This is a genomic window from Streptomyces sp. TS71-3 (assembly GCF_018327685.1).
GTDB lineage: Bacteria > Actinomycetota > Actinomycetes > Streptomycetales > Streptomycetaceae > Streptomyces.
Map to the genome: position 1 here is coordinate 43670 of NZ_BNEL01000003.1, position 17754 is coordinate 61423.

Annotated in this window: 15 protein-coding genes; 8 read left to right on the forward strand and 7 right to left on the reverse strand. The window is 71.6% G+C overall.

The window, feature by feature from the left end; genetic code table 11:
* Positions 1 to 18: 18 nt before the first annotated feature.
* From Sm713_RS24870 to Sm713_RS24885, 4 genes are all read left to right on the forward strand, one after another.
* On the forward strand, positions 19 to 156 hold the full coding sequence (locus Sm713_RS24870) for a hypothetical protein (protein WP_212912319.1): 138 nt from the start codon (positions 19 to 21) through the stop codon (positions 154 to 156).
* A 95-nt stretch (positions 157 to 251) separates the two neighbouring features.
* Positions 252 to 482, forward strand: a complete 231-nt coding sequence (locus Sm713_RS24875; protein WP_212912320.1) for a hypothetical protein — start codon at positions 252 to 254, stop codon at positions 480 to 482.
* 537 nt (positions 483 to 1019) lie between these two features.
* Entirely contained in the window at positions 1020 to 1232 is a 213-nt protein-coding gene (locus Sm713_RS24880) for a hypothetical protein (RefSeq protein ID WP_212912321.1), read from the forward strand.
* A 204-nt stretch (positions 1233 to 1436) separates the two neighbouring features.
* Positions 1437 to 1688: a hypothetical protein gene (locus Sm713_RS24885; protein WP_212912322.1), complete on the forward strand. Its 252-nt coding sequence runs from the start codon at positions 1437 to 1439 to the stop codon at positions 1686 to 1688.
* Positions 1689 to 1780: 92 nt separating this feature from the next.
* Here Sm713_RS24885 and Sm713_RS24890 read toward each other — a convergent pair whose 3' ends face one another.
* The 6 genes from Sm713_RS24890 to Sm713_RS24915 form a co-directional block, all read right to left on the reverse strand.
* A complete protein-coding gene (locus Sm713_RS24890; protein ID WP_212912323.1) occupies positions 1781 to 3538 on the reverse strand; it encodes an S-layer family protein in 1758 nt (585 codons plus the stop codon).
* Between the two features lie 146 nt (positions 3539 to 3684).
* Positions 3685 to 4476, reverse strand: a complete 792-nt coding sequence (locus Sm713_RS24895) for an IPT/TIG domain-containing protein (RefSeq protein ID WP_212912324.1) — start codon at positions 4474 to 4476, stop codon at positions 3685 to 3687.
* A 397-nt stretch (positions 4477 to 4873) separates the two neighbouring features.
* Positions 4874 to 6019, reverse strand: a complete 1146-nt coding sequence (locus tag Sm713_RS24900; protein WP_212912325.1) for an RNA polymerase sigma factor — start codon at positions 6017 to 6019, stop codon at positions 4874 to 4876.
* 27 nt (positions 6020 to 6046) lie between these two features.
* Positions 6047 to 6463, reverse strand: a complete 417-nt coding sequence (locus tag Sm713_RS24905) for a YciI family protein (RefSeq protein ID WP_212912326.1) — start codon at positions 6461 to 6463, stop codon at positions 6047 to 6049.
* Positions 6464 to 6666: 203 nt separating this feature from the next.
* Positions 6667 to 7749, reverse strand: a complete 1083-nt coding sequence (locus Sm713_RS24910) for a sugar phosphate nucleotidyltransferase (RefSeq protein ID WP_212912327.1) — start codon at positions 7747 to 7749, stop codon at positions 6667 to 6669.
* A gap of 191 nt (positions 7750 to 7940) precedes the next feature.
* Positions 7941 to 9464: a peptidoglycan recognition protein gene (locus tag Sm713_RS24915; RefSeq protein ID WP_212912328.1), complete on the reverse strand. Its 1524-nt coding sequence runs from the start codon at positions 9462 to 9464 to the stop codon at positions 7941 to 7943.
* Positions 9465 to 9614: 150 nt separating this feature from the next.
* Here Sm713_RS24915 and Sm713_RS24920 point away from each other — a divergent pair, with 150 nt between their 5' ends.
* From Sm713_RS24920 to Sm713_RS24935, 4 genes are all read left to right on the forward strand, one after another.
* Positions 9615 to 10370, forward strand: a complete 756-nt coding sequence (locus Sm713_RS24920) for a TIGR03089 family protein (protein ID WP_212912329.1) — start codon at positions 9615 to 9617, stop codon at positions 10368 to 10370.
* A 631-nt stretch (positions 10371 to 11001) separates the two neighbouring features.
* On the forward strand, positions 11002 to 12195 hold the full coding sequence (locus Sm713_RS24925) for an LCP family protein (protein ID WP_212912330.1): 1194 nt from the start codon (positions 11002 to 11004) through the stop codon (positions 12193 to 12195).
* Positions 12196 to 12468: 273 nt separating this feature from the next.
* A complete protein-coding gene (locus tag Sm713_RS24930; protein WP_212912331.1) occupies positions 12469 to 14307 on the forward strand; it encodes an LCP family protein in 1839 nt (612 codons plus the stop codon).
* A 71-nt stretch (positions 14308 to 14378) separates the two neighbouring features.
* Complete coding sequence (locus Sm713_RS24935; protein WP_212912332.1) at positions 14379 to 16136, forward strand: LCP family protein; 1758 nt, start codon at positions 14379 to 14381, stop codon at positions 16134 to 16136.
* Positions 16137 to 16355: 219 nt separating this feature from the next.
* On the opposite strand, the gene Sm713_RS24940 is transcribed toward Sm713_RS24935, so the two are convergent.
* Positions 16356 to 17375, reverse strand: a complete 1020-nt coding sequence (locus tag Sm713_RS24940; RefSeq protein ID WP_212912333.1) for a glycosyltransferase family 2 protein — start codon at positions 17373 to 17375, stop codon at positions 16356 to 16358.
* Positions 17376 to 17754: the final 379 nt, after the last annotated feature.

The following is a 17754-nucleotide window of genomic DNA, read 5'->3' on the forward strand; positions in this document are numbered from 1 at the left end:
GACGGTGGACCGAAGTACGTGAACAAGAACGAAGTGCTCAACTGCTTCAGCCTCAGTGTCGTCGGCATTCCCGTTCTGTCGAGCGCCAACACCAACCAGGACTGCTCGACCAACGTGACGTATGTCGAGGTCCCGAACAAGGACCACGATCACTGACGGGCCAGATGCCCGAAACGGCACCCGTTCGGATCAACATCCCGCGTGGACCTCACACCCACGAAATTCCCCACTCCTCAAGGAGCGAAAAGCAAATGATGCTCAAGAAGACCCTCGCCACCTCCTTCACCGCGCTGGCGCTGGCCGGTATCGCCGCCGGAACGGCCTCGGCCGACGGCGCCAAGTTCTACAACGAGAACAACGCGGCCAACTGCACCAACGTCGAGACCGGTTCGGTTCCGGTTCTGTCGAACGCCAACGTCAACCAGGACTGCTCGAAGAACATCCGGCACAACGAACTCGACATCGACCTGTACGACAACTGAGCCGTACCCGGTCGAGGCGGCCCCGGAAGCGGTGTCGCCAGTCCTGCGGGCGGTGCGGGGCCCGGCTCCTTGAGTAGGCCCTGCACCTGCCTTCCCCAGGCCCGATGCCCCGACTCGAACCGAGACCGGCATCGGGCCCTGGACGTCCGCGGCGGCCGTACAGCACGGGCACGGCACGCTCCGGAGGACGTGACCGTGAAGCGAACGCCCCATGCCCCGGCCGCATCCCCGCCCCCGGCGCACCGTGCGGGCGGCGATCCGGAATTCCTCCGCATTTACGGCAATGAAATCTCAAGTACCGTATCCGGCTCATCCATGAGCCGAACCGCGACAACCGCCGTTACTCATTCACTCGTCTGGTAGCGCAACTCCGCCCACCGGTCCTCGTTCATCACCACGGCAACAGAACTGACCGATCACAACCGCAGTGCAGACCCGTCCCCGAGATCGCCGCGGCCACCTGCCCGGGAGTTTCCCGGACGGGGCGTGCACTGCGCCGAACAGAGGCTTACCATGAACCTGAAGAGAATTGCCGCCGTGTCACTTTCCTCTGTGGCCCTGCTCGCCACCGGGGCAGGCGTGTCACAGGCAGACGACAGCGGACCGAAGTTCGTTAACACGAACGACGTACTCAACTGCTTCAGCCTCAGCATCGCCGATATCCCCGTTCTGTCGAGCGCCAACACCAACCAGGACTGCTCGAAGAACGTGACGCAGGTCGAGGTGTCCAAGAAGCACGACCGTCACTGACGGGCCAGGAGGCCGAAAGGGCACCCATTCGGATCAATACCCCCCGGCCTGCCGCTTCGTTCTCCAGATGGCAACGCCCGATACTGAACCTCACCGGGAAATGCCGCCCAGCAGGGTGAGCAACGGTGGGCCCAGTCGGTTAATGCCCGACAACGTGGAACTCACCTCCGCGAAATCCCCCACTCCTCAAGGAGAGACAGAGAAATGATGCTCAAGAAGACCCTGGCAACCTCCTTCACCGCGCTGGCGCTGGCGGGCATTGCCGGCGGTGTGGCCTCGGCGGACGACGGTATTTCGTCGAAGTTCTTCAACGAGAACAACGCGGCCAACTGCACCAACGTCGAGACCGCTTCGGCCCCGGTTCTGTCGAGCGCCAACGTCAACCAGGACTGCTCGCGGAACTTCCGCCACAACGAGCTCGACATCGACGTGCACGGCTTCCACCACGACTACTGAGCCGTACCCAGGTCGACGCCTACCGCCCCCGGTCTCCCGGCCGGGGGCGGTTTCGTGTCCGCGTGAGAGCGGCCCGATGTCGGCGCGCCCGCTCAGGACGGGTCGTAGGTGAAGGGCAGGGAGTTGCTGTCGCCGGCCGGGGTGTGCGCCACGACAGGGACCGTGCCGGGTGCCCCGGCCGGGGAGGTGGCGACGACCTGGGTGTCGGAGATCGCGGCGAACGAGGCCGGGACACCACCGAAGGTCACCATGTCGGTGAAGGTGAGGTTGCCGCCGGTGAGCACGATCGCCTCACCCCCGGCGGATGACCCTTCGGACGGGGTGAGGCTGGTCAGGAAAGGCGCCCCCAGATACGTGTAGAAGGGGTTCCCGATACCCGTGCTGCTGGTCCCGCCGGGTGTGGTGACGGTGACGGCCACCGTGCCCGAGCCGGGCGGCGCCGTCACGGTCAACTGGCTGTCGGAGACGACCGTGAACGCGGTGGCCGGCTGCCCGCCGAAGTTGACGGCGCTGGTCAGCGTCAGATTGCTGCCGAAGACGGTGACGGTGTTCCCGCCGGTGGCGGGGCCGAGGTGTGGGGACAGATCGCTGACCGTGGGAGCGGCGATGTAGAAGTACGACAGCGGATTGCTGGTGCCTCCGGCCGTGGTGACCGTGACCGGCACCGAGGACGGCGGCCCGGCGGGTGCGCTGACCGTGATCTGCGTGTCGGTGTTGGTGAGGATCGTTGCCGGGTTGAGCCCGAACCGCACCTGGGTGGCCCCGGACAGGTTCATCCCGTTGATCGTCACCGTGTTCCCGCCAGCGGTCGGGCCGGACGTCGGACTCAGCGACGTCAGAACCGGGACCGCAACCGACACGTACGTGTAACTCAGCGCGTTACTCGTCCCACCCGCAGTCGTGACCGTGACAGGCACCGTCCCCGAACCCGCCGGAGCAGTCACCACCACCTCAGTCGCGGTATTGCTCACGATCGCCGCCGCATTCGGACCGAACAACACCTGAGTCGCCCCAGACAGATTCGACCCACTGAGCGTCACCGTGTTCCCACCAGCCGCAGCACCCGACGACGGACTCAACGACGCCAGAACCGGAACCGCAACCGACACATACGTGTAACTCAGCGCGTTACTCGTGCCTGCGGTGGTCGTGACCGTGACGTCCACCGTTCCGGAACCCGCCGGAGCAGTCACCACCACCTCAGTCGCGGTATTGCTCACGATCGCCGCCGCATTCGGACCGAACAACACCTGAGTCGCCCCAGACAGATTCGACCCACTGAGCGTCACCGTGTTCCCACCAGCCGCAGCACCCGACGACGGACTCAACGACGCCAGAACCGGAACCGCAACCGACACATACGTGTAACTCAGCGCGTTACTCGTGCCTGCGGTGGTCGTGACCGTGACGTCCACCGTTCCGGACCCCGCGGGAGCCGTGACGGTGATGCGCGTCGAGGTGTTGCTCAGGATCGTCGCGGGTTGGGACCCGAAGAGGACCTGCGTGGCCCCGGTGAGGTTGACGCCGTTGATCGTCACCGTGTTCCCGCCGGCCGCGGGGCCCGACGCCGGACTGAGTGACGTGAGGATCGGGGCGATCGCGACGTACGTGTAGAAGACGTTCTGGGTGCTGGTTCCCGTCGGTCCGGTGACAGTGACCTTGACCGAGCCGCCTCCCGCGGGCGTCCTGGCCGTGATCTGCGTGTCACTCAGGACGACGACTTGGGTGGCCGGGCTGAGGCCGAACCTGACCGCGGTTGCGCCGGTGAAGCCGGAGCCGGTGATGGTGACGGGGGTGCCCCCCACGGAGGCACCTTGGGTGGGGCTGACACTGATCACTACGGGAGCCATGATGCCCCTCCTTTCTTCCTTCTCGCTCGTGCCTGGGGGACGGGCCCCGCCCTGGCATGCCGGGGCGGGGCGGGGCGTCGCCGCCCGAACGCGTCAGCGTGGGCGGCGACCCGGCCGTCGTGCCGTGGTGCCCGGTCGTCCCGGGGTCAGGTGATCGTGAAGGCCTGGGCGTTGGAGTTCCCGCCGCAGGTGTCGACCGTGATGGTTCCGGCGCCGGTGGCGAGTCCGCCCGGTACCGTGGCGACGAGTTGGGTCTCGCTCACCGGGGTGAAGACCGCGGTGGCGGTGGCCGCGCCGCTGTCGGTGAAGGTGACGGTGTCCACTCCGACGAAGCCGGTTCCGTTGATGACGATGTCGTCTCCCTCCGTTCCCGAGGTGGGAACGGTCGAGGTGATGGCCGGGGCGAGGTAGTAGTCGATGAGGGTGGTGCCCGCGGCACTGGTGCCGCCGGCGGTGGTGATACCCACCGACTGGGTCGACACCGTGCCCACCTGGCCCGGGTTGGCCGGTGCGGTGAAGGTGACCTGGCTGGGCTGGGTCGGGGTGACCGCGACGTTGCCCACGGTGCCCACACCGACCTGCGTCCCGGTCAGGAAGTTGGTGCCGAACAGTGTCACCGAGCCGCCCGTGGCAGCCGGGACGCAAGTGACACTGAGCCCCGTCGTGGTCGGCGCGGCGATGATGAAGAACGGGAGTGCGTTGCTGGTGGCGCCCGCACTGCTGGTGACGCTGATGGACGCCTGTCCGGAGCACGGCGCCGTGCTGGGCACCACGAAGGTGACCTGGGTGGCGGTCACGGACGACGGAGTGACCGGCGTCGCACCGAAGTTGACTCTGGTGGTGGTGGACATGGCGGTGCCGTTGATCTGGACCGTGTCCCCCGCTTTCCCCTGGTTGGTACCGGTTGTCGTATCCACCACTGAGGTGATGGTTGCCATGGTCTTTCTCCTTCTGTCACGTCGCTCTGGAGCGGGCCGGGGCGAGAGCGGGCGGCTGATGGCATGCGGGCCCACGACCGCGCGGGTGCTCCATGAAGCGGAGAGGGAGGGTGCGTGCCTCGGGGTCGACGCCCGAGGAGAAAGTCGTGCACTGCGAATCGACCCGGCGCCCTGACACGGGCGCTGTCATCTCGCTCCCACCGATTGAAGCGACGGAACGAAGGAAGCAACAGGTGGAATTGATGCGTTAAGGAACTAATGGGCAAATAGTTTTAAACCTGGCGAGCATGCAGCGGGCGCCGTTGTGCGCCCTCAAGAACCTTGTACCGCCGGCGACGGCGCCGCGTCCCAGCACCAGGTCGGCGGAGCCGCGCACGAAGGCCTCCCGCGTCCCGCGTCAGCGGCTCCCGCGGGTGTTGAGCCGGGCGGCCTGCCGTGTCAGATGGTCGCGCTCGGCGAGGTTGGGCGCCTTCAGGGCCGCCTCCGCGTACAGCCGTGCCGCCGTCGCCAGGTCGCCGTCGCGCTCGTGGAGGTAGGCCGCCACCGCGGTGTGGCGGGGCAGCGCCTCGTCCAGCGCCGCCAGCGCCGTCAGGCCGGCGCGCGGTCCGTCGGCCTCGCCGACGGCCACCGCGCGGTTGAGCCGGACGACGGGGTTCTCGGTCAGGCGCAGGAGCTCGTCGTACCACTCGACGATCTGCACCCAGTCGGTCTCCTCCGCGGTGGGCGCGTCGGCGTGGAGCGCCGCGATGGCGGCCTGGGCCTGGAACTCCCCCAGCCGGTCGCGTGCGAGTGCGGCCTGGAGGATCTCGATGCCCTCGGCGATCGACCTGGTGTCCCACCGGCCGCGGTCCTGCTCGGCGAGCGGCACGAGGCCCCCGTCCGGCGCGGTCCGGGCGGCGCGCCGGGCGTGGTGGATCAGCATGAGGGCGAGCAGCCCGGCCACCTCGGGGTGGTCGATCGCCGCCGCGAGCTGCCGGGTGAGCCGGATGGCCTCGGCGGCGAGGTCGACGTCGCCGGAGTAGCCCTCGTTGAAGACCAGGTAGAGGACGCGCAGCACGGTGGCGACGTCGCCGGGCCGGTCGAACCGGGCCCCGGAGACGGTGCGCTTGGCGCGGCTGATGCGCTGCGCCATCGTCGCCTCGGGTACCAGGTAGGCCTGGGCGATCTGGCGGGTGGTGAGCCCGCCGACGGCGCGCAGCGTGAGCGCGACCGCCGACGACGGCGTCAGCGACGGGTGGGCGCACAGGAAGTACAGCTGGAGCGTGTCGTCCACCGCGGGCGCGGGGCCGGGCGCCGGCTCCTCGTCGACGCGGTCCTCGCGGCGGCGCCGGGCGGCGTCCGCGCGGGTCGCGTCGAGGAACCGGCGCCAGGCCACGGTGACCAGCCAGCCCTTCGGGTCCCGCGGGCGGTCGGCAGGCCAGACCCGGAGTGCCTCGACCAGCGCGTCCTGCACGGCGTCCTCGGCCGCCGCGAAGTCGGCTCCGCGGCGGACGAGGATCCCGAGCACGCCCGGCGTGAGGCTTCTCAGCAGGGCCTCGTCCATCAGGTCTCGTCCATCAGGTCTCGTCCATCAGTGCGGGCACTCCGTGGTGGTGGGGTGCGCCCCCATGAACGGGCGCAGCTCCAGCCACTCGTGGATCGGCTTCCCGCCCGCCCCGGGGGCGGCCGACAGCTCCCCGGCGAGCTCGACGGCGCGTTCGTAGCTGTCGACGTCGATCACCATCCAGCCGGCGATGAGGTCCTTGGTCTCGGCGAACGGGCCGTCGGTGACCGGCGGGCGCCCCTCGCCGTCGTAGCGGACCCACGTCCCCTCGGGGGCGAGCGCCTGGCCGTCGACGAACTCGCCGCTCTTCTCCAGCCGGTCCGCGAAATCCCGCATGTACCGCAGGTGGGCCGAGACCTCCTCGGGCGTCCACCGGTCCATGGGCACGTTGTTGACCGCGTCCGGAGCGCCGCGGTAGTGCTTGAGCAGCAAGTACTTGGCCATCGTGGTTGTCTCCTCGGTGCTGGTGCGGCCCATTGTGGTCGCGTTCACCCCGGGGACGGAGCAGGTCGCGGGTTCTCGACATCGCCGTCCGATTTTTTTCCCGGGCCACCGCCACCGGCCCGGAGGTCCGCGCTCACCGGCCGGGGCACAGCACCGTCACCCGCGGGTCTCCGCGCCGCGGCGTCACCCTCGACGCCGTGCCCTCACCGGTCGGAGGAGAACCGCACCGCGCCCGCCGGCAGTGACGCGTTGCACCAGATCCGCACCCCGGCGAGGAGTTCGTTGTCGGCGCCGACCGTCGCCCCGTCGCCGATGACCGCGCCGGTGACGACCGTGCGCTCGCCCACCCGGGCGCCCTCACCTATCAGCGAGTCCGTGACGACGGCGCCGGCCTCCACCACCGCGTCGGACAGCACGGCGCTGCCGGTCAGCCGTGCGCCGGCGCCGATCAGCGCGCGCTCCCCCACCACCGTGCCGCCGCTGAGCTTGGCGCCCGGAGCGACCCGCGCCGTCGGCAGCACCAGCCGGTCCCCGCAGCGCCCCGGCACCGCCGGCGACGGCGCGCGCCCCAGCACCAGGTCGGCCGAGCCGCGTACGAAGGCCTCCGGCGTGCCGAGGTCCAGCCAGTACGTGGAGTCGACCATGCCCTGGAGGTGGGCCCCGGCGGCCAGCAGATCCGGGAACGTCTCCCGTTCCACCGACACCGGACGGCCCTCGGGGATGGTGTCGATGACCGAGCGCCGGAACACGTAGGCGCCCGCGTTGATCTGGTCCGTGACGATCTCCTCGGGCGTGCTGGGCTTCTCCAGGAAGGCCAGCACGCGCCCGGTCCCGTCGGTGGGCACCAGGCCGTACGCGCGCGGGTCGGTGACGCGGGTGAGGTGCAGCGAGACGTCCGCGCCCGCGGCGCCGTGGGCGGCGAGAAGCCCGCCGATGTCGAGGCCGGTCAGGATGTCGCCGTTGAAGACGAGCACCGGGTCCTCGGGGGCCGAGTGCAGCCGGGAGGCGACGTTGCGGATCGCGCCGCCGGTGCCGAGCGGCTCCGGCTCGGTCACGTACTCCAGGTGCAGCCCGAACGCGGAACCGTCGCCGAAGTACGGCTCGAAGACCTCCGCCAGGTACGACGTCGCCAGGACCATGTGCTCGACCCCCGCGGCCCTGGCCCGTGCCAGCTGGTGCGTGAGGAACGGCACGCCGGCGGCCGGCACCATCGGCTTGGGGGTGTTCACCGTGAGCGGTCGCAGCCGGGTGCCCTTGCCTCCGACCAGAAGGATCGCTTCTGTCACGTGTCGTCTCTGCTTCCTGCTGGGGGCATCCTGCTGGGGCCGGCCGGAGTGTTCCGGCCGGCCAGTCTAAGCAGAGCGTTCCGGGCGGCCGGCCGCGGCCGGGCACCGGCGCGCGGCGCCTTGCGGGCGGCCGTCGCCGGGGCGCGCGGCGGCGCCCCGGAGCGCGGCGCGCGGTCCGGCCGCACGGCCTCTCAGCGGCCCTGCAACCGGGCGGCGGCGCTGCGGATGGTGCCGAGCTGGTCGTACAGCTCGGTGCCGGGGCAGTCGGTGCTGTATCCGTCGCGGTGCCCGGATATCACCTTCAGCGGGACCTGCTCGCCCGCCGGGAACAGGTTGCCCCCCGCGGACGTGAGCGTGGTGCTGCCCGCCGGGTCGGCACCGGTCAGGCCGAGCTTCCAGGCGGCGAGCGCAGTGAGCGAGTCGAGGGCGGCCTTGGGGGGCGCCGCGTCCATGAACGTGCCGATGACGGCGATCCCGGTGCTGTCGGTGTTGAAGCCCATGGTGTGCGCGCCCATCACCGGCCTGTCCACGCCGCCGGCCCGGCCCTCGTAGATGGTTCCGCACTTGTCGACGAGGAAGTTGTAGCCGATGTCGCGCCAGCCGTTGGTCTCGACGTGGTAGCGGTAGATGCCCCGGACCAGCGCGGCGGCCTCGGAGCACGCGTAGTCGTTGCCGGTGTCGGTGTGGTGCACGAAGGCGGCCTTCACCGTGCCGGTGTAACCGAACCCTCCCTCCCGCAGGCTCTCGTCGGCGTCCCAGCCCGCCCGGCTGACGATGGTGGGGCGGGGGGCGGCGGCGGGAGCTCGGGCGGCGGGGGCAGTGGCCGTTCGTCCGGTGGGGCCCGCCCTGAGGGTTCGTCCGGTGGGGCCCGCCCTGAGGGTTCGTCCGGTGGGCCCGGCCCTGAGGGTTCGTTCGGTGGCTCCGGCCTCCTCCGGCTCTCCGGCCTCGGCCGCGTCCTCGCTCTGCGCGGCGGCCAGCCCGCTCGCCGCTGACGTGCCGGGGACCGCCGGCGTCTCGCTCGCCGCGCCACCGGGGTCGCCGCCCGGGTCGACGAGTGCGAGCCGCAGACCGGCGGGCAGCGGTTGCGCCGCGCGCCCCGCGGCCGTGGTGTCCCGGCGGCCGGCCTCGGCGCTCGTCCGCCCCCGGGCGGCCGGCGCGCCCCTCCCGCCCGCGGCGGCCGGCGTCACACGGACCTGCACGCCGTCCGACCTGCCCACCCACAGGGGGGCCGTGGCACCGCGCAACCGGCGTCCGGCGCGTTCGGCGGAGCCCGGGTCGGGCGCGTGGTCGTGGCCCCCCACCGCCACGGCACGCCACCGCGACCAGGTGGGCGTGCCGGCCGGGCGGGTGCGGACCTGCACGCTGCCGGCGAGTTCGGCGTCCGGGTCGTCCCAGGCGACGCCGACCAGCGAGAACGGGCTCACCTGATCCCGCGTCAGGCCCTGTGCGGGGGTGCCGCCGAGGGCACGGTCGTCGGCGAGCGCGGCGAGCGGGAAGGACTGGGTGCCACCGGAGGAGAACGAGACGGGGGCCGGTGCGGAGGCGGAGACCGGTGCCGAGGCGGAGACCGGCCCCGAGGCGGGGACCGGCTCGGGAGCGGCGGGCAGACCGGACGGCGGGCCGGTCGCCGCTCGGGCCCCGGGCGAGAGGACGAAGGGCAGGGCAAGGGCGGCCACGCAGGTCACGCCCGCTGAGGAGAGAAGCGATGCACGCATGTGTCCGATCGTTTACGGACAGCGACAAAACTGTCCATTTCACCTCACCCACCTGCCCAGGGCCCGGCCGACGCGCCGTCGGCCCAACCGGGTGGCCCCACGATCCCCCGCCCGGCCCCACCGGGCACCCGCGCGCGTATGCTCACCGGCGTGAACACCACCGACCGCACCCCCGCCGACCTGCTGCGATCCGCACTCGCGGCGGACCCGGGCCGCCCCCTGGTGACCTTCTACGACGACGCGACGGGTGAACGCGTCGAATTGTCCGTGGCGACCTTCGCCAATTGGGTGGCCAAGACGGCGAACCTCCTCCAGGGCGATCTCGCGGCGGAGCCCGGCGACCGGGTGGCGCTGCTGCTGCCCGCGCACTGGCAGACCGCGGTGTGGCTGCTCGCCTGCTCCTCGGTGGGCGTGGTCGCGGACCTCGGCGGGGATCCGGCGGGGGCGGACCTGGTGGTCAGCGGGCCCGAGTCGCTCGACGCGGCGCGCGCCTGCCGCGGGGAGCGGGTGGCGCTCGCGCTTCGCCCCCTGGGTGTGCGCTTTCCCCAGCCGCCGGAGGGGTTCACCGACTACGCGGTGGAGGTGCCGGGACAGGGGGACCGTTTCGCGCCGTTCGAGCCCGTCGACCCTGCCGCGCCCGCGCTGATCGTCGCCGGGGCCGAGCTGTCCGGGGCCGAGGTGGTGGAGCGGGCCGTCGCCGACGCGGACGGGCTCGGGCTGGCGGGGCCCGGAGCCCGGCTGTTGTCCACGCGGGGGTACGACACGTGGGCGGGGGTGGGTGCCGGGCTCTACGCGCCGCTGGCCGCGGGGGGTTCCGTAGTGCTGTGCCGGCACTCCGGCGAGCTCGGCCAGGGGGCGCTGGACCAACGCATCGAGTCCGAACGGGTCACCACGACGGCGCGGTAGTTTTCCGGGGTGCCGGAACCCGGCCTCGACCGTGTGGCGACGGGAATCTGTGGGCCCCACCATCAGGCGACCCTTCGGGTCGATCCCGTCCCGGTGGGGTGGCTTCTGTTCTCATCCGGACCACCTTCCGGTGGTGGGTTGCTCGCGCAGTTCCCCGCGCCCCTTTTTCGTGGGCGCCGCCAACACCAGCGCACCGGGCCCACCAGGGGCTCGCGCCCACGCGGCGGAGCCGCACATGGACACAGCCCCGCGCCCCTTTTGTGCGCACCCGAACCGCACGACTCCCGAACCGAGCGCACCCAACCGGCACGCACCCGAACCGCACAGACCTCGAACCGTGCGCACCCGAACCGCACGCACCCGAACCGCACGCACCCCGAACCGCACGCACCCGAACCGCACAGACCTCGAACCGCACGCACCCGAACCGCACGCACCCCGAACCGCACGGACCCCGAACCGTGCGCACCCCAACCGCCCAGCCCCCCACCCCACCCGTTCAGCCCACCCCACCCCCGGTGCGCGCGCCGTTTCCGTGTGTTCGGGTGATGGTCGTAGGAGCGGGCCCTGGCGGCCGTGAACCGGTGCCGGGGTCCACGTCCTGTCGCCGTCCCAAGGGGTCGATGCGCACGTGCCGGATGACGAGGGAAATCCGCCCCGCAGGTGGGCCGGGGGCGATGCCCGAAGCCGCGGGTCCTCTCCGAGCGGGGTGGGCGGTGCCCGGCGCCGGCGCAGGAGCCGGTGGCTGCGGTGGACCGCCGTCGGGGGAGCCGCCCTCGTGCTCGGCGCGGGGGGTGCCGGCTGGGTCGCGTACCAGAAGCTGGACGGCAACATCACCTCGGACACGGACGGGGCCGCCGAGCTGGAGCGGTACGAGAAGGAGCGGCCCACCGCGCTGGTGCGGGGCGCCCGGAACATCCTGCTGATCGGCTCGGACAGCCGGGCGGGCAAGGCCAACGGCCGGTACGGGCGCGACAACGGCACCCAGCGCTCCGACACCACCATCCTGCTGCACCTGGCCGCCGACCACCGGCGGGCCACCGCGGTCTCCGTACCGCGCGACCTGATGGTGATGGTCCCCGCCTGCCGGAGGCGCGACGGCACCCGGACCGGGCCGGTGTACGCCATGTTCAACCACGCCTTCGAGAGGGGCGGTTCTGCCTGCACGGTGCGCACGGTCGAACGGCTCACCCGGATCCGCGTCGACCACTACATGATCATCGATTTCCGGGGATTCAAGCAGTTGGTGGACGCCCTGGGCGGCGTGCGGGTCTGCCTCCGCCAGTCCGTGCACGACCCCGACGCCCAGTTGGACCTGCGCGCCGGGGTGCAGACGCTCGACGGCGAGCAGGCACTCGGCTACGTACGGGCCCGCAAGGCCCTCGGCGACGGCAGCGACACCGACCGCATGGACCGCCAACAGCGCTTCCTCGGCGCCCTGGTGGCGAAGGTCAACAGCAACGGCGTGCTGCTCAACCCGGGCCGGCTCTACCCCGTGCTGGACGCGGCGACCTCGTCCCTGACCACGGACCCGGGCCTGGCGAGCCTGCGGAACCTCTACGAACTGGTACGGGGAGTGCGCGGCATCCCCACAGGACGGACGCAGTTCCTCACGCTGCCCCGCCGCCCGGACCCCGGTAACCCGAATCGGGATCAACTTGACAATAACAGTGCGAAAAAGCTCTTTGCGCAGCTCCGCATGGACGCGCCGGTGAAGGTCGTCCGCCCGCCGCGGAGCCGTGCGCACGGCGGGGAAGGCGGTCCGGTCCCCTCCCCCACACCGACGTTCCGCGGCAGCACCGCCGGGCGCGACACCTGTCGCTGAGCCGCCGAGCGCGGGCCATGTGACCCGTTCCACCCCGGACGGGTAAAGCCGAGCCCAACGTCTTCCTCATGTTCCGGGGAATTGCGGGGGATTGCCCGGTTGTAATGCCGTGCAATTTGTCACCAGCGTCGTTCCGCGCCGAAGTGGACGGATAGTGTGAGCGCTCCGGTGCACCAGGCCGTTTCGGCGGGGCACTGCTGGACGACTCACCGAGCGCCTTGAAAAGCAGCAAGGGGGAAGGCGCCGCGTGGCCCCGACGGAGGACGGACAACCGTGGACGCGCAAGGCCGTGGGCGGTCTGACGACATCGACCCCGCAGACCAGTGGGTACTGAACCCGCAGACCGGTGATTACGAGCTGCGACTGAGTCCCTCCGGTGGGCAGTCGCCGATGCCGGGCCAGCGCGGTGCCGGCCGGGGTGGCCGCGCCGCCGGGCGCGGCCCGCGCCAGGGCGGGCAGCAGGGCCGGCCTCCCACGGGGCAGCCGTCCGGACGGGACGGCGGCACGCAGCGGATGCCGACCGTCGACGGGCCCCGGAGCAGGCGGGCCGGCGGGCGCGGTGCGCCGCCGTACGAGGACCAGGAGGCCCCGCGGGTACCCGGGCAGCGCAGGCGGCGCCCCGTCCAGGAGCCGCCCGGCCGCCGGGGGCGCGGCAAGCCGAAGAAGAACGCGAAGGGCAAGAAGGCGCTGCTGTGGACCGGCGGCGTGCTGGCCTTCATCGTGCTGGGCACGTCCGCGGCCGGATACCTGTACTACCGCCACCTGGACGGCAACATCAGCACCACCGACGTCGCGGGCGCGGGCAGCGGCGGGTTCGCCAAGGACGAGGCGTTCAACGTCCTTCTGATGGGCACCGACAAGCGGACCGGCAAGGGCAACGAGGGCTACGGCGACAAGGGCAGCGTCGGCCACGCCGACACGAACATCCTGCTGCACGTCGCCAAGGACCGTTCGAACGCCACCGCGCTGAGCATCCCCCGGGACCTGATCACCGACATCCCGGACTGCCCGACGAAGCAGCCGGACGGCTCCACCAAGGTCGTCCCGGGCACGCAGCACGTGCGCTTCAACACCAGCCTCGGCCAGGACGGCCGCGACCCGGGCTGCACCATGCGCACCGTGGACGCGCTCACCGGCATCCACGTCGACCACTTCATGATGGCCGACTTCAACGCGGTCAAGACGCTGAGCACCGCCGTCGGCGGCGTCGACATCTGCCTGGCGAAGAACGTCGACGACCGCGAGTCGCACCTCAAGCTCTCGGCCGGCCACCACACCATCGAGGGCGAGCAGGCGCTGGCGTTCGTCCGCACCCGGCACAGCTTCGGCAACCAGGGCGACCTGGACCGCATCAAGGTGCAGCAGCAGTTCCTGGGGTCGCTGATGCGGAAGATGTCGTCCAGCGACACCCTCACCAGCCCCAGCAAGCTGTCGAGCCTCGCGGAGGCGGCGACCAAGGCGCTCACCGTGGACACCGGCATCGGCCACATCAGCACGCTCAAGGACGTCGCCCTGGAGCTGAAGAAGGTGCCGCCGAAGAACATCACGTTCGCCACGCTGCCGGTGGTGGACAACCCGGACGAGATAGTGCACGCGACCGTCGTCGTCAACAAGGCGCAGGCGGATCCGCTCTTCGCGATGATGCGCGACGACGTCTCCCTGACCGAGGTCAAGAAGAAGGAGTCGGAGCAGAAGCAGGCCCAGGCGGACCGCCTGAAGGGCTCCAAGTCGGCCCCGGGCGACGTGCGGGTCAACATCTACAACGGCGGCGCCGCCGCGGGCTCCGCTCAGGAGACGCTCTCCTGGCTCCAGAACACCGAGGGCGTGCTCAAGTCCAGCCAGCTCGGCAACGCGCCGGCGAACGTCGCGAAGACCACGCTCGAGTACTCTCCCGACCAGGCCGACCAGGCACGTGAGCTGGCGGATCTGATGGGCCTGCCCGCCTCGGCGATGAAGCCGGGCAAGAGCGAGCAGACCGATCAGGGGGTGCCCGCGGTGGTGCTCACCCTGGGACAGGACTTCAAGGGCGCGGGGGTGCCCATCGCCGCTCCGTCGAAGGCGCCGGAGGGGATTCAGAAGGTGGAGGCTGACAAATCGGTCTGCGCCAAGTAACCCTCAAGGGGGTTTGTGCGTCTAACCGGGCGTAGGGGGTCCGAAGCCGCACATGGGTGGGGAGGCAGGGCATGAGGCAGAGCGGTGTGCCCGGGGATGGCATAGCCGTCGGTCATGGTGGCCGGTCGGTCAGGCCGGTCCGTGACATCCGGCAGTCCCACGAGGCCCGTCAGGCCCATGAGCTCGGCTGGGACGAGAGCCTGTACGACGACGGTCCAGGCGGCCGTACCGATGCCGGTGCCGGTGCCGACGGCAAGAGACGGTCGACGGGCGCCGGGGCCGGAGGTCCCGGCGCCCCGCACGGAGCGCTCGCGGCGCAGCCCGGAGCGCAGCCGCGGCGCGGCCGGCGGCTGCTGCGCTGGTCGGCGACCGTCCTCTCGGTGCTGATACTCGGGACCGCCGGCGCGGGCTACCTGTACTACCAGCACCTCAACCACAACATCCGCACCGATCCGCTGAACATCGGCGACCACAAGGCACCCCCGCCGACCCCGAACGCCGCGGGCCAGACCCCGCTGAACATCCTGCTGATCGGCTCGGACGCCCGGGACACCAAGGAGAACCAGAAGCTCGGCGGCGCCAAGAACACCTTCGGCGGCGCGCCGCGCGCGGACGTCCAGATGCTCGTGCACCTCTCGGCCGACCGCACCAACATGTCCGTGGTGAGCATGCCCCGGGACACCCTGGTGCGGATCCCGCAGTGCACCGACCCGCGCACCGGACACGTGTATCCGGCGGACACCGGGCGGGACCTGGCGAACGCGTCGCTGGAGCGCGGCGGGCCCGGCTGCACGGTCGCCACGTGGGAGCAGCTCACCGGCATCCACATCGACCACTTCATGATGGTCGACTTCTCGGGCGTGGTGTCCATGGCCGACGCGATCGGCGGCGTCCCCGTCTGCGTGGACGCCAACATCTACTCCAAGGACAGCCAGGGCCACGGCTCGGGGCTGAGGCTGACGAAGGGCACCCACTTCGTGAAGGGCGAGCAGGCCCTCCAGTGGCTGCGGACCCGGTACGGGTTCGAGGACGGCAGCGACATCGCGCGCACCAAGGCACAGCACCAGTACATGAACTCGATGGTGCGCGAGCTACGCGAGAACGCCACCCTGTCCAACCCGGCCAGGTTGCAGAGCATCGCCGAGGAGGCCACCAGGGCGCTCCGCGTGGACGAGGGCCTGGACACCGTCAAGAAGCTGTACGACCTCAGCAACGAGCTGAAGAGGGTGCCCGCGGCGCGGATCACCAGCACCACGATGCCGTTCGACTACGTGGGCGCGCGCGTGCAGCCCAAGGCGGGCGACGCCGACCAGCTCTTCCGGCTGGTCCGCGACGACGTCCCGCTGGACGGCAAGGGCGCGAAGGCCAAGAAGCCGGCGGAGCCGAAGGGGTCCGTGGACCCGGCGGCCCCCGACGGCGAGATCGCCGTCCAGGTGCAGAACGGCACGCGCACCCCGGCACTGGCGCCGGTCGGCGGGCGCGCCTCGGCGGTGGCGGCACAGCTGGTGCGGCAGGGGTTCACGCAGTCCGTGGCGGATCCGACGACGGCTCTCGGCGAGCAGAAGACGGTGATCAGGTACCCGAGCCCGGATCTTGAGGGCGACGCCCAGCGCGTCGCCAAGGCGCTCGGCATTCCGCTCGGCTCGGTGGTGCGGTCCACCGATGTCAGCGGGGTGACCTTGGTGGTCGGGGCGGACTGGCGGATGGCCGGGGCGTATCCCGGCGCCGGCGCCGGGGCCGGCGGTGACAAGACGCCCAAGTCGGCGGACCCGCTGAACGGCGCGGACACGTCGGCGTGCATGCACGTCAACCCGGCGTACTCGTTCTGACGGTCTCTTTCGGCGTGGGGCCACCCACGTGCCCCCGAAGGGGCGCGGGGAACTGCGCGAGCAACCCACCACCGGCCGGTGGTCCGGCTGCGACAGTCACTGCCGCCTTGGGACGGTGACGACCTGCGGGTCTCGTCGTCGCTGGTCGCGCAGTTCCCCGCGCCCCTTCAGGGCACCGGGGTGCCCCCCTACATCAGGGGCGCGCCCCGGCCGGGGTGCTCAGCGCCGACTTGCCCTGACCCGTCGCGCCAGCGACCTGGGGCTGGTCAGAAAGCCCCATCCCCACGACATGTGCATGGTCGCCAGGGCCACCGGAATCCGCAGGCGCGCCCGCAGGGACAGGCCCCGGCCCGCGGGAACCGAGCCGGCGACGATCCCGGCGGCGTACGCGCCGGGCACCAGCAGCGCCCACGGAGTGACCGCCGCCCCCACGACCAGCCCGGCCGCGATCGCGCACAGGGCGACCGGGGGCGCGAGGTAGCGGAGGTTGATGGAGCCCTCGTGGTACCGCGCGACCACGTGCCGCCACCGCCCGTAGTTCCGGTACTGGCGCGCCAGCGCCCCCACGCTCGACCGCGGCCGGTAGGAGACGCGCAGCTCGGGCGAGAACCAGATCAGCCCGCCGGCCTCCCGGATCCGGAAGTTCAGCTCCCAGTCCTGGGCCCGGATGAACTCCTCGTTGTACCCGCCGTGCCGCTCCAGGGCCTCGCGCCGGAAGACACCCAGGTACACGGTCTCGGCGGGCCCCGCGGTGCCTCCGGTGTGGAACGCGGCGTTGCCCACGCCTATGCGTGACGTCATCGCGGCGGCGACGGCCCGCTCCCAGTCGGTCTCGCCCTCGGCGTGCATGACCCCGCCGACGTTCTGCGCGCCGGTCTCGTCCAGCAGCCGCACCGCCGTGGCGATGTAGTCCGGCGAGAGCATGCCGTGGCCGTCCACGCGGACCACGACCGGGTGCCGGGAGGCCTTGATCGCGGCGTTCAGCGCGGCGGGGGTGCGGCCGGTGGGGTTGGGGACCGTGTGCACCCGCGGGTCCTCGCGGACGAGTTCCGCGGCGATCTCGTCGGTGCGGTCCGTGGAGGGGCCGAGCGCGATGACGACCTCCAGGTCGCCGTCGTGGTCCTGGGCGAGGATCGCCTGCACCGCGGTGCGCAGATGCCGCTCCTCGTCGAGGACGGGCATGATCACGGACACCGGGACGGGCTTGTGGTCCGCGGGGCGGGACGTGAGGGATTCCATGGCTGCTTTCGGGCTTCTTTCGGCGTTCGAGAGGCCGGGGGGCTGGCGGCCGCCGCCGGGCCCCCGGCCGCCGCCCGGTGCGGCGCTCCGCCCGGTGGCGCCCGGCCGCGGTACCGGGCCGGCTGGGCCCGGAGCCCCGCGGCGCGGCGGCATCAGCCGGTCACGTTACCGCGTACGGGGGACACCGGCGCGCGCCGTCCCGCCGTGGCGATGGGCCGCATGTCGTATCGACGTACTGTTCTGGGCGATCGTCCGGCCCCGCACCGCGGAGGTAGCCCCTGTGCCCACGCCGCCCCGCTCGACCGGCCCCGCCCGCCCCCCGCGGCCGTCGAGCCGCAGCCCGCAGCCGACGCCTGCCCGCCGGACGCGGGGCGGGCGC

Coding starts and splice junctions, on each gene's coding strand:
- Sm713_RS24875 (WP_212912320.1), top strand. CDS start 252: ATGATGCTCAAGAAGACCCTCGCCACCTCCTTCACCGCGCTGGCGCTG.
- Sm713_RS24885 (WP_212912322.1), top strand. CDS start 1,437: ATGATGCTCAAGAAGACCCTGGCAACCTCCTTCACCGCGCTGGCGCTG.
- Sm713_RS24890 (WP_212912323.1), bottom strand. CDS start 3,538: ATGGCTCCCGTAGTGATCAGTGTCAGCCCCACCCAAGGTGCCTCCGTG.
- Sm713_RS24895 (WP_212912324.1), bottom strand. CDS start 4,476: ATGGCAACCATCACCTCAGTGGTGGATACGACAACCGGTACCAACCAG.
- Sm713_RS24900 (WP_212912325.1), bottom strand. CDS start 6,019: ATGGACGAGGCCCTGCTGAGAAGCCTCACGCCGGGCGTGCTCGGGATC.
- Sm713_RS24905 (WP_212912326.1), bottom strand. CDS start 6,463: ATGGCCAAGTACTTGCTGCTCAAGCACTACCGCGGCGCTCCGGACGCG.
- Sm713_RS24915 (WP_212912328.1), bottom strand. CDS start 9,464: ATGCGTGCATCGCTTCTCTCCTCAGCGGGCGTGACCTGCGTGGCCGCC.
- Sm713_RS24935 (WP_212912332.1), top strand. CDS start 14,379: ATGAGGCAGAGCGGTGTGCCCGGGGATGGCATAGCCGTCGGTCATGGT.
- Sm713_RS24940 (WP_212912333.1), bottom strand. CDS start 17,375: ATGGAATCCCTCACGTCCCGCCCCGCGGACCACAAGCCCGTCCCGGTG.